At 29.1% G+C, this 14,357-nt stretch carries 1 protein-coding gene; it reads left to right on the forward strand.

Annotated elements, in window-relative coordinates; translation table 11 throughout:
- Positions 1-93 precede the first annotated feature (93 nt).
- Positions 94-14,319: a PKD domain-containing protein gene (locus DWW96_RS02225; protein ID WP_117908725.1), complete on the forward strand. Its 14,226-nt coding sequence runs from the start codon at positions 94-96 to the stop codon at positions 14,317-14,319.
- Positions 14,320-14,357 lie beyond the last annotated feature (38 nt).

A 14,357-nucleotide genomic window follows, 5' to 3' on the forward strand; every position in this document is an offset into this window, starting at 1 on the left:
GGTATTTGTTAAGGGGATATTATACAAGGAGAAAGTGTATTAGTATGTAGGTATAGTATGAGTAAAAAACAAAATATAATGAGGGAGGAACATATGGTAAAAGTAAAGAGAAAAAGACATTTAGTTTCAAAATTAATAGCAGTAGGTTTAACCCTTTCGTTGATGACGCAATCGATGGAAGGGTTTTTGTTTGTTACGAATGCTAATGAATTAACTGAAACAGAAGTTGAAACAAATGCGAATATTATTAGCAGTGTTAACAAAAGTGATAAGCTAGAAGAAGCAATTGATAGCAAAGAAGAAGAGGAAAATCAAAAAGAAGAAAAGGTATTAAATCAATTTAAAAATGAGAATATAAATGAAAGTATATCACTTGACGTAGAAGATTATTCTTCTGAGTATATAAAAATAGTTTGGGAGAATCATGACGAAAGTAATATATTATCATACAATGTATACAGAAATGGAAAATTTATTAAAAATGTAATAGGTAAAGATTATGTAGATAAAAATATAGAAGCTAGTGATGATTTAAAAGATAGTTACATTTATGAAGTTAGAAGTGTAAATGAAGAACGAGAAGAAATATCACAAAGTAATAAAAAAGAGGTATATGCAGTTGATGATTTGACATTGACAGATTATACACAATTAAATTGCGATTTGATTGTAAAAAATTTAAATATGACGAATGGGGGCTCAATCTATTTAAATGGATATACACTAAAAACTACAGAAAATACATATATGGAAGATGGATACATTAACTTAGAGGATGGAAACTTAGCAGTAGGAAAAGACTTAATTGTGAATAAATCACACATCATTTGTGTCAGAGGCAGACTGGATGTAGGTGGATGTTTAGTAATGAATAATAATTCGTATTTGATAACATATAACGAAGAAGGAGAAGCATATATAGATGGGGATGTTGAGGTGGATGAAAGTCAAATAATTATTGACAGAGGTATATTAGATATAAAAGGAAATCTGAATGTTAAAAAGCAAAGAGATGATGCATATGATATTATTGTATTTGGTAATGGCGTTATAATATTTAGTGGTGAACATCCACAAAAAATCAATTTAAGTGACAAGAGTTATTTAGAAAATGTAGAATTCAGAAATACAAGTGAAGAAGGTATAGTGCTTGAAGAACCGTTAAATGCGTTGAATGTTAAAAGAAATGACACAAGAATAACATATGGACTAGCTAATGAAAAATATGGTTGGACATTAGAAGAAGATACTGTTTACGAGGGAGATTTATATTTAGTTAGTGATGAACTTAATCTTAATGGACATAAGTTAGAAGTTACAGGAAGTATTATCCAATTAGGCGGAGAAATAAACATAAATGAGGGAAAATTAACCGTTAATGAAGATTACTGCATTGCCGGGAGAAAAATGGTTAATGGAGAATACGTTTATTCTAAATCAAATGGAAAACTTATTATGAATAAAGAAAAGGATGAAATTCATGTAAATGGAAATTTTGTATCTGCATCAGTGGCTACTTATGATACACGTATAACAGATGGTAAGGTTTATATTGGTGGGGATTATATTCAAAAAAGAGATGTTGAAAGATATGGATTTGGATTTACGAGGAATTGTCAGGTAATTTTTACTGAAAATAAAGAACATCTAGTTAATGAATTAATGATGGCAGAAAATATTATTATTGAAAAAAATACAAGTGTAAATTTCGAGGATGGAACTACAAGTGTAAACAATCTAACAATTGAGCAAGATGCAAAAGTAAATATAAATGGTAATGGAATTAAAGTCTTAAATAAGATAGTTAATCACAGTAATTACATAAATGGAATAATAGAAATAGATAGTAAGACAGAAATAGAAGGTGAATATTATAATGGAGATATTTGTTATACAGGGAATGATGCATACGCAAAAAAGTTAAAGGTAGGTGGCACACTCTACTTAAATGGAAATCTCGTAAAAAGAGATTTAGATAATATTGAATATGATTCATTAAATATATGTGGTGGAGAATTTGCATTATCTGATGAGGATTTGGAAATAAATAAAGACTTAACTGTATCAGGTGGAAAGTTTGTAGTTGGGGCAAGTAAAGTAACTGTAGGAAATAATTTAATGGTTACAAATACCGGAGTAGTTGATATGTCTACAAATGATGGAAATGTAGAAGTTTATGGAGCTGTACTTTGGGATTCAAATAACATATCAAACCTTAAAGCAGGGTGTATGAAAGTATATGGAGACTTCATTCAAAATAATGAAGAAAATCCTGGTTTAAAGTGCTCAGGAAATCACAAGATTACGTTATGTGGGGAAAAAAGTCAGAAGTTATCTATATGTAACGAAGACGTACAATTTAATATATTGGAGATAACAAATATTAGTGAAGATGGAGTTCTGTGCGAAAAAGAATTAAGAACTAATAAACTGATTGGTAATACCGAGAAAATAAAATGCATGGAAAATGGACGAATTGGTTGGACCTTACAAAAAGATGAAGAAATTGATGAAGACATGACATTAGTGTTTGGAAAACTTGACCTTAATGGACATACACTTCACATTAAAGGTAATCTTATCCAAAACGGAGGTGACATTGAGGTAGATGGGGGCAACTTAATAGTAGATGGTAACTATTCTATAAGTAAAATAAAAGTGAAAGATGATATATATGAGTATGGAAAATCTACAGGTACATTGAAAATGAAAAAAACGCAAGACTATGTTTTAGTTAAAGGTGATTTTATAAGCGCATCAGGTAAATTTGATGAAAATGATATAACTGATGGAAATTTAGAAATAAAAGGTGATATATATGTTAAAAAGATAGGAAATAAAACTGGATTTATGTGTACTAAAAATAATACAGTTATTTTAAGTGGAGATAAGCAACAGTATATAACATTTGAAGAATCAACTAAAAATAAAGCTCGCATTTCAGGAATAGAAATAAAAAATACAAGTGAGCAGGGAATTGTAGTTGATAAGCCATTAACAATTACAGGAAATATAATTACAAATAATTGTAATATAGATGGAACTATAAATGTTACTAAGAATACTATATTTGAAGAAAAATCTTTTAATGGAAATATTATAATATTGGAAAATTATACATTTTCAAAACTTGAGTCAGTAAAAGGAAAAGTAACTATAAAAGCAGGAGTCAATTTGTCATCTGATTTGGAAGTAAATGATTTAGATATTGATGGGGGAAATATATATTTAAATGGCTATAATTTGAGCGTGAAAAGTGATTTAAAACTTAATGGAGGAAGTGTATATATAAAAAGAGGAAAAATAAATATAGATGGGAATTTAAGTGTTAGTGGGGAGTCTGATATTTTAATGCAATATGATGAAGATTATATTTGTGTAAATAAAGATGTTATATGGGCTCAGAATAATAAAATTAATTTTTCTATTGGCACATTAGAAATAAAAGGAAATATATATGATAATACAGGAAAAATAAATGCAACGGATGAACATAAATTAATTTTAAGTGGTACGAGTAAACAAGAAATAGAATTTATTGAGTGTGGTAGCATATATAATGTTGTGGAAATAGAAAACACAAGTGAAGAAGGAGTATTCTGTGAAAAAGGAATTCCGTGTCAAAAATTAGAAACACATAACAATAAATATATAACAGGAGATGGCATATTAAATGGATATACTTTAAATAGTGATGTATTAATTGATGGAAGTGTAGAATTTTCTGCAGGGACATTAAACTTAAATGGGCATACATTAACTGTTAATGGAGACTTAATACATAAAGCAGGTGAAATATATGTAAATAATGGAAAATTAGTAATAAATGGTGATTATAGAATTCAGATTCCAAAAACAGATGGTACATTTATGGGAAGTTATGGAAAATTGATAATGAAACAAACAAAAGATGAAGTGCATGTAAAGGGCAATATCTACTATGGAGCATATAAAGATGCAGAAGATAATCTTATAAATGGTAGATTGTCTGTAGAAGGAAATGTTTATCAGTTGACGTACGAAAGTGATACAAACTTTACATCGAGTGATGCTTTTTGCCTTGTATTAAATGGAAAAAAGCAACAGGTTATTTTTGAAAGTGATAATGCAAAAATAGCTAATTTAGACATATGTTGTGAAGAAACAGAAATAGAAAATCCTATATATGTAACCGGATTGGTAAGTGACAACAAAAATAAAGTTAACGGATTTGTAAAGATAGATCAGACAACACAATTTGTAAATGGTACATTTACAGGAAATATATTAATTGAAGATGAAAAAAGTTGTTCATTAGATAAAACTATTAATATAGAAGGATGTATGAGAATAGACGGAGATGTTCAGCTTGAAAATGACATTACTGTTGGAGAATTAATAGTAAATAAATCTTTGTCATTAAACGAAAACAAAATAATTGTAAAAAATAATGCATACATTAATGGCTATTTTTACATTGAAAAAGGACAGGCATATCTGGAAAAAAAGTTAACAATTAATCCTAAAGGATATTTGTTTATGACAGAACCTGAAGGTGGGATTAATGTTAAAAATATTGAGTGGAAGTGGAAATCATATGGCTTTTTATATGATGGAATTATTAATATATCCGGAAATTTATCTGTAGGAAAAAACAATGAAAATATATTCAAGTACTTTATAAATAAAAATATAAAAGTTTGCCTTACAGGAAACGGAAAGCAGATTATTGATTTTAAGGATGACAATAGTGTATTAGAAAATATTGAGATAAAGAATTCAAGTGAAGAGGGAGTATATTTTAAGAATAATAGAATTAATGCATGGAGTGTTATTACTAATGGCAATAAGATAACATTGGATAGTAAATGCTTATCAGGATGGAAATTGGATTCAGATGTTATTATGGATGACGATGTGTATTTTGTTGCTGATGAAATGGACTTAAATGGACACAAACTAACAATAAATGGAGATTTAAATATTGGTTCAGGTAAAATCAATATTAATAAAGGACAATTAATTGTTAATGGAAATCTGAGATATAGTACAGTTAAAGAATTAGACGGACAAAATGAATATGGAAAAAGCTATGGAAGTATAGAAACAAAAAATGATGAAGATTATGTTTTTGTTAAAAAGGATTTTGTGATAAATAGAGTGTCAAGTAGTAGTAAAATAGAAGAAAATGGTTCATTCGAGATTGAAGGAAATATAATAAACGAGGGAAAAGAACGATGTAAAATAAATGGAAAAACAATACTATCTGGAGAAAAAGAACAAAGTATAAAAGATGTAAATAATAGTATGATAACCTTTGAAAATTTAATAATTAAAAATACAAGTGAAGAAGGCGTAAAATGTTCAGAACCAATATTTATATCGGAAACATTGACAGATGAAGATAATAAATTGATTTTGGAAAAAACTTTGACGGTAAAAACACTTAATGTATTACAAAGTAAAGAATATAAAGGGAATCTTATACTATCTTCAAATGAGCCACTTAATAAAGATTTGAGTATAGATGGACAATTAACAGTAAATGCAGGTTTAGATTTAAATAAACATAATTTGGAGGCTAAAGACATTGTAATTTCATCTGATAATTATATATATGTTAATGGTGGAAGATTAGATGTTGAAAAAGATTTGAAATTAGATGGAAGTTATTCTTATTTGAAAATGGACAATGGAAATGATTATGTTTGTGTAAGTGGAAGCCTTATTGTAAACTCATCTCAGATTAACTCATATGGAAATGACATTAAATTAAAAGCAGGAATATTAGAAATTAAGGGTGATTTTATTCAAAGTGGGAAACAAAACATCTTTAAGGCAGAAGGAACTCATACAACCATACTAAGTGGAAATGAACTGGAAAATGGAAAAAGAAAAGTACAAAATATAAGTTTTGAAAATCTAAATAATTGTTATTTTAACAAAGTTATATTAACAAAAGATTTGAAAACAGGATATGTTTTTAATGCAGATATAAGTAAAATATGTAAAGAATACGATGTGAAAACACAAAAAGCTATGGAACTTGAAAAAGTAGATAAGCCTCAGGTGATGGGGGTTACATCTACAACTGCTGAACTTAAGTGGGAAGCTGCGAAGGAAGATAGTGTAATTGGATATATAATATATCGAAATGGCAGTAAATATGATATATCAGGTACTAATTCATATTATGATATCAATATGGAACCGGATAGTGACTATGTTTATTCTGTGAGTTCAATGGATTCGTACAGGAATACATCAGAACTTTCTGATGAAGTAATGGTTCATACTGATTTAGATACGGAATCACCGACTAAACCGATACTAACGGTAGACACGAAGACAGGTTCTTCAGTAACTTTGAAATGGCAGGAATCCATTGATAATTATAGAATTTCAGGATATGAACTCTATAGAGATGGTGAATTGCTTAAATGTATTGATAATGGTAACAACTATTATAAAGATTCGGGACTTGCAAATAATATACAGCATAAATATAAGATTAGGGCATTTGATAAGGCAGGAAATTATTCTAAATTTAGTGATGAGATAACTGCTTATGCTGAAAATCCGACAATATATAGAATGACTCCGGAAGAAAATATAATTGGTGGAAATAAAGTTAAATTATTAGTGGAGTATAAAAATATTGGAAATAGTGTAGGAAACAAAGTTCAGTTTGAATATCTTATTGATGAAACTAATAATAAGTGGGAAAAAGTGAACGAATATCTATTAGGACAAAATAATTATGGAAATATAAGTTCGTATTTATATTCAAGTATAGAGTGGGATATTTCCAAATTAAATATGGAAAATGTAACTATAAGATGTACAGTATATGACGATGATGATAATTATACTTCGTTAGTAAAAACATATGAAGTTGATAGAGAAGCACCACTTGCACCTGAAGAATTATCTGCAATTTCTAATAATGGGACAACACAGCTTACATGGATTTCTTCTAGTAGTGAAGATTGTAAGGGCTATAAGATTTATAGAAGAAGTCGGGAAAGCGAGTATAAACTTATTGAAGAAATAACTGGAAAAGAAAACATTTCATTTGTAGATAATAATGTTGTGCAAGATGAAACTTATTGGTATAAAATTTCTGCAATAGATTATTTTAATCAGGAGAGTGAAACAACAGAAGAAGTAAAAGTTATTGTAGAAAAGGACAGAGAAGCTCCTAAAGTTATAAAAATAAATGTTAATAATAAAAAAGTAAATGGAAATGCCGAAGTTGTAGTTGAAGCAGTAGATAATATAGCGGTTGATACTATAACACTACAATATCAGGAACCATATACAAAAAAGAAAATTACTATTGGAACTCAGGCAGCTAAAGATGGAAAGGCAACATTTAATTTTGATACGAAAAAATTGCAGGATGGAATGGTTCTTTTAGGTGCTATTGCTACAGATGTTAATGGTAATAAGTCAGTTGTTGATTATGAAGATGATATGTCCACGGCTGTTGCGGCAGCATTAATTGATAATACGGGAATAAGTAAGCCGAATATATCAGATGTCATTGGATATGAAGATAGTGTTTTGATAAAATGGGAAGAATGTTCTGATGATGATTTAGGATATTATGCTATTGAACAGATAATAGATGGAGAGTATGTCAGAATTTCAAAAACAACAAACAAGACAGGTATATTAATTGACAATTTGGAAAGTAATACAATTTATACTTTTAGAATAGTTGGTTATGACAATATTGGAAACAGAGGAGTTGCTTCTGAAGATGTGCTAATTAGTACTTCATCAGATAATACACCACCGGTTATTTCAAAAGTTGAATCAGATAGGCTGTATTACAATAATTTGATTAAAGTAAACATTTCTGCATTAGATAATAGTGAAATTGATAGAATTGAAGTGTCATATTCTTACGATAAAAAAGAATGGAATAATTTATCGGAAATTAAGAAACAAATCGTAGGAAAAGAATGTAATTTATCATATAACATTGATTCAAGTGCATTTGCAGAAGGAAAAGTATTCATAAAATTTGTCGCAGTAGATAAAGAAAGCAATTTCAGTGATGAAATAATTAAAGAATATGTTATAGATCATAAGCAACCAAATAAAATTAATAATTTAGTTTCACAAGGAAAAGAAGGACTAATTTTACTTAATTGGGAAAAGACAGATGATGACATATTAAGATATGATGTTTACAGAACAGTATATGGAAGAAATGCATATTCCAAAATTGGTTCATGTGAAGGAGAAACTTTTGAAGATAAGACTTGTAAATATGGAACAACTTATAGTTATAAAATTAAGGCTATTGATAATGCTGAAAATGAAAGTGATTATTCAAATGAAACAATTGTAAAGAGAATTAGTGATACTCAGGCACCTGTTGTATATGGAATATTGCCGGCAAATGGAAAAAGAATTTCAGGCAATGTTACTTTAAAGGCTATGGCGGAAGATAATATTAAACTTAAAAAGGTTACTTTTTCTTATAAAGCTGTAGATAGTAGAGAGGATATTTGGACAGAAATAGGAACAGTAAGTAATGGATTTGATGCAGATTATCCTAAAGTGACATTTGGTGTAGAAAATTTAGCAAACAAAGAATATTTTGTAAAAGTCGTTGCTACAGATACTGAGGGAAATAATAGTGATGCATATATTACAAAGTATGTGATAGATAATGAAGCACCTGAAAAAGTAAGCATTAAGGCAAAAGCTATAGGGTACGGAGCGCAATTAACATGGGATAAATGCAAATCGGATGATTTTACAGAGTATGAATTATACAGATTAAGTCCTGAAAGTGATAAATTTGAATTGATATTAACTACTAAAGATTTGACGTATGTGGATACGAAATTAAAAGCAGATAAGGAATATCAGTATAAAATTTATACAATTGATGAAGCTGGAAACAGAAGTGAAAGTGAAATTGTTGGTGTTATACCTACTAATGAAGACAATGAAAAACCGATTGCCAAAGTAAAAGACAATTTCTCGGTAAGAGAAGGTGCAGAGGTTATATTAGATGCCGGCAGTTCCAGCGATAACGTGAAAATACAAAAGTACGAATGGGACTTGGGAAATGGAGATAAAAAATCCGGAAAGAAAATAAAATATATATACACGGAAAAAGGTACATACAATGGTAAACTTTTAGTTACAGATACAAGTGGAAATACTGCAACTAAAAAATTTACAGTTAAGGTACGAAGTAGAAATTGTTCAAACGTAAAGCTTGTTGTTACCGGAACAAATGCAGGCAACAAAATGCTGCTGAGTAATGCATATGTATGTATTGATGGAGAACAGGTATCGGATGAATTGTATGAAACAGATGAACTGGGAAATGTAGAAATAGTATTAAAGCCGGGAGCATATCAGGCATCAGTTTATAAACAAGGATATGTAGCACAAAAAGTTTCATTTGCCGTAGATGCAGGTGATGATAAGGAGATAAACATAAATCTTCAAAAAGGTGGGTTAGTATCATGCTCATTAACACAACGTAGACTTACGTTGGATGAAATTAATGCTTTAGGTGTTGATATAAAGGATGAAAGTAATTGGTATATATATGAAATCGAGTACAATAAAACAAAAAAAGAAAAAATTAATGTAGATAAAAATGGCAATTTTTCATGTAGTGAGGGATCGGGAAAGGTAGTAAAGTATAATGATGAAGAGTTTATTATAATAACTAATGTAAAACGATATCTTAAAAAGATGTATGAAGTTAATCTTACAGTTACAAATACAACAGATTCAACTAATGAATTTGTAATTGAAAATAGTAGTGCTACATTAAATTTACCGAAAGGCTTATCTTTTGTTGAAACAATTAAAGAAAATAATAATGCAGTTGAAATTGGCAATTTATCAGGACAACAGACAAAGACGGCATCGTGGTATATAAAAGCTGATGAGCCAAATACATATCAAATTGATGCAGTGTTTAATGGAATGTTAATGCCATTTAATGTCCCTATTAGTGAAAAGATAAAGGGAGAACCATTTACTGTATCAGGAGATGAAGAAAATACATTCACTGATGATGGTTTTATAACCGGCGAGGCAAAAGAATATAGTGTATTTGTTAAGGATGCACAACAGAATAGTTATATAGAGGGTGCCAGAGTGAAACTTATTGCATCAGATGGGAAAAAATGTGATTCTTTAACTAGTAGTGAAGGAGTTGCAAAACTTCAAATTAATAAGGATGACAAAAGGGTATTTAAATTACAGATAGATTGTAATGGAAAAGAAGAGACTTATGTAGATTATAATTATTCTCCAGACTGTATAAACTATTCAGATTGCATAGAAGTAAACGAAAAAGGAAAGATACCTAATAAAGAGCATAAAATAAAAATGTCATCTGCTAATATTAATGGACATAATATTTATGGTGACAAGTTATATGAGATTAATAGATTAAAGAACGAATCACATATGTTTGAATTTAGTTTTGAACAGGAAATTAAAAGTTACCAATTATTATCCGGTAAGAATGTATTGATTAGTTCGGATAATCAAGGAGACAAAGTTTCATTTTCTTTGAATGGAAGAGATATTGAATCTAATTCAGAGCTTAAACTTAAAATCAGTGGAATGGTAGACGGGGAAAAAGTTACTGAAACATATAGTTTCAAGGGATATGTAGCAGTTGTTGATTTTATTTATAACAAAGTAATAATAAAAGGAATCGGAAAGGAAAAGGACGTTTTAAGAGAGACTAAGGGAATAAGTCAATATTTTGCAGATAAAGCGATTACAGTTAATATTGATGCAGATAAGGATATAGATATATCTAAATCTCAATTAGTACAAGATGGACAGGTAATTGCTGAATCTCAAAATAGAACGGTAACTTGTTTTGTAAAAGAGTTAAAATGTAATCAGAACGTTTATTTAGTTACTTACGATAAACAAAATAGGCTATTAGACAATAGACAATTGTATATTAAAGTTACAAAAAATCCTCTTAATGATAATTGGAATTTTGGTATGGGAGGTGGCAAATTAAAGTTTGTGATTCCGGATACAGATGGAATTCCTGATATATTAAAAGGAGCAAAAATAGAAATTAACGTTGATGATTTAGAAGATCTTCCTTTAACAGTTTATGCTTCGGAAGAAGAGATTGTGATGAAAGCATCATTTGTACTTTTTTCAAATGACAATGAGTTTATTAAAAATACATTTGATATTAAAGCACCATTAGAATTTATTCTAAAAGTAAATCCTGAAGAAAATATAACAACAGGACAGGTTAAGGTTGGGTTAGATGTTTCTGTAGATAAAGAAATGCAGATATGTGATACACCGCCACTTGTGTTAGGTATAGGTGGAAATGCCGGATGTGATGTAATAGGAGAACTTGTAGTGCAATCAGGAGACTGTGTCTACAGTTTAGATATAAAACCGATAATGGGGTTGAGTGCTAAACTGGGTGCCGGAGTTAAGGATGTAGTATCAGGTGGGGTTTATGGTGATGCAAATCTTAATTTTATGATGAATGTTTCAAACAATGTCGGATTTGGACTTAAAAAGATAAGTGTTAAAGGGGATGCAGGAGTTTATGTTGAATTCTTAGATAAAGAATTTTCTAAAAGCTTTTTTGAAAAAGATAAAGAATATACACTTTATCAAAGTGATTCTAAAAAGAAAATAAAATCATTTTTAAAACAAAACATAACGGATAATGCAATGACGGATAATTTTGGTATGAGTAATTATTCTTTGATTACAGATGAAAATAATTATAAAGCTGCCAATAGAGATTATTTGCAGAGTATAAGTGAATGGGATGAAAGTGAAAAGTCTGAAGTTAATAAGATTATTACTTTACAATCATCAGTGTATACAAACTCTAAACCAAGAGTAATATCGTGTAATGGTATAACTATGATGGTGTTTAATGAAGATGATGAAACAAGAACTGCTGAAAATAGAAGCAGACTTATGTACTCGATATTAAATTCAGAAACAAAATCATGGAGTAAGCCAATAGCAGTAAAAGATGATAAAACAGCAGATTATGGTTTTGATATATATGATGATGGAAAAGACATCTATATAGTATGGCAAAATGCAGATGAAATTTTAAAAGAAGGTTACAGTTTGTCAGAAACAGCAAAACATTTAGGAATCAGCATGGCAAAATATGATTGTAAAGAAGGAAAAATGATATTTCTGGAAAATGTAGCAGATACTCTAAATGATGAACAATGTCAGATGGAACCACATATCGTAAGTAATGATGGTCATATATATGTATGTTGGTATGAAAATAGTAACAATAATGTATTTGGAACATCAGGTATTAATACAATATATTATAAAGAAATAATAGAAGGTTCAGAAATTGTTAAAGTTGAGGAAACAACAAAAACAATAAAATCGTTAGACATTGGGCTATTAGAAGACAAAGTATGTGTGTCATATTCAATTGGAGAATTAGAAAATAAAGGAGGAGAAATAAAAGTTTTAGACATTACCGGTGATGAAATAAAGCAAATTACATCAGAAAATCAATTAGGAACTAATGTTATATTTACTAATGTAAATGGAAAAAATATTCTAAGCTGGTGGGAAAATAATAATATAAAATATATCAATTCATTGTCAGATAATGCAAAAAACATACTTAATAATAAAATTAGTGTAAATGATTATGAATTTGTAAGTGATGGGAATAAAAGCAGTATTATTTATACAAATGTAAAAGACAATAAAGCTCAAGCCTATATTATTAATTATGATAACATAATTGGTAAATGGGGAAATGTTGTTGAACTTACAAATCAGGATAAATATATTGAAAATATTTCCGGTACATATTCAGATGGACACTTGATTACGGCATTTAATCAAACTGACGCAACAATAAAAGAGGGGAAGGTAAGTTTGAAAAAAGATATTTGCTTTATGAATATTGAACCAGAATTAAAATTAACAATAGATGATGTAAATTATGAACAGGAGGTAGTTCCGGGAGAAGATTTAGAGTTATCTGTTAATGTTAGAAATGCAGGTTTAGAAGCTGTAGATGATATACGCGTAGAAGTTAAAGATTGCTTTGGAAAACAATGTGGTATGGGTGAATACAGCACATTATTGTTGTCAGGAGAGAAAGAACAATATAATGTCAAATTTAAAATGCCATATATATTTAAAGCTGGCGAGTACACAATTAATGTTTACAATGGTGAGCAGCTGTGCGGAAGCTATACTAAAAAGATAGGATATACAGATTTAAGTGTTTCAAGACGTATATTTAACCAAAGTGGAAGTTATACAATTCAAGCAGATGTTGTAAATTATGGATTAGAAAAATCTTCAGGAAAAGTTGTATTTTATAATTACTATGATGAGAGTAAAATATACTATACAGAAGAATTTGAGGAATTGTCATATGAAGAAGAAACTTCAATAGTATATAATGTTCCGGATAACCTTATATCAGATGATAAAGACTGTATTATCGGCATCAAAGTAGTTTCTGATAAAGAGCAAATAAATACATTAAATGATGTTACGACTGCAACTTTGAGTGAGGTAAAGGAGAAGAAACTATGTGTTGTTAGATTTGAAGATACAACGACTAAAATGAGTGAGTATAGATATACTGATTCAGATGGAAAAATAGATGAATTTCCTAAAGCTTTATCAAGAGACGGATACATATTTGCAGGTTGGTATAATGACAATGAAAAAGTGAGTAAGGATACTGTCTTTACAGAAAATACCGTAATTGTTGCTAAATGGGAAAAAATAAATTCTGATAATAGTAATAATGATTTAGAAAATTCATCAAAAGGTAATGGTGGAGACACAAATGCTACTGATGTGCCTGCAGATAATAAAACATACAACAGTGAGTTTTCAAATGGCAATATTCAAAGCGTTATTCCTGCAAAAAATGAATTGTACATTATAAAAGGAATAGTTTATGAATTAGTTGTTTCTCAGAAAAAGAGTGAGGCTAAGGTAGTAGGTGTTAAATCACATTCTTTAAAGAATGTTAAAATACCGGATATGATAAAAATAGGAGGATGTAAATATAAGGTTGTTGAGATAGGAAATAAGGCATTTGCAAATTGCAAAAATTTAAGAAAAGTAACAATCGGGAAAAATGTCAAAAAGATAGGAAACAGAGCATTTTTTAAATGTACTAAGTTAAAGAAAATTGTTATAAAGAGTAAAAAAATAAAAAGTGTAAAATCTAATTCTTTTAGAAAGACATCAAGGAGTCTGATTGTATTTGTTCCGAAAAAGAATTATGCAACTTACAAAAAAATACTAAAAAAAATTAATGTCAAATTTAAATAGACTTATATAACATCTAATAAATAACGGCTTAACATCAA

This window comes from Eubacterium sp. AF17-7, from assembly GCF_003461285.1.
In the GTDB taxonomy this organism is placed as follows: Bacteria; Bacillota; Clostridia; order Lachnospirales; family Lachnospiraceae; genus Eubacterium_U; species Eubacterium_U album.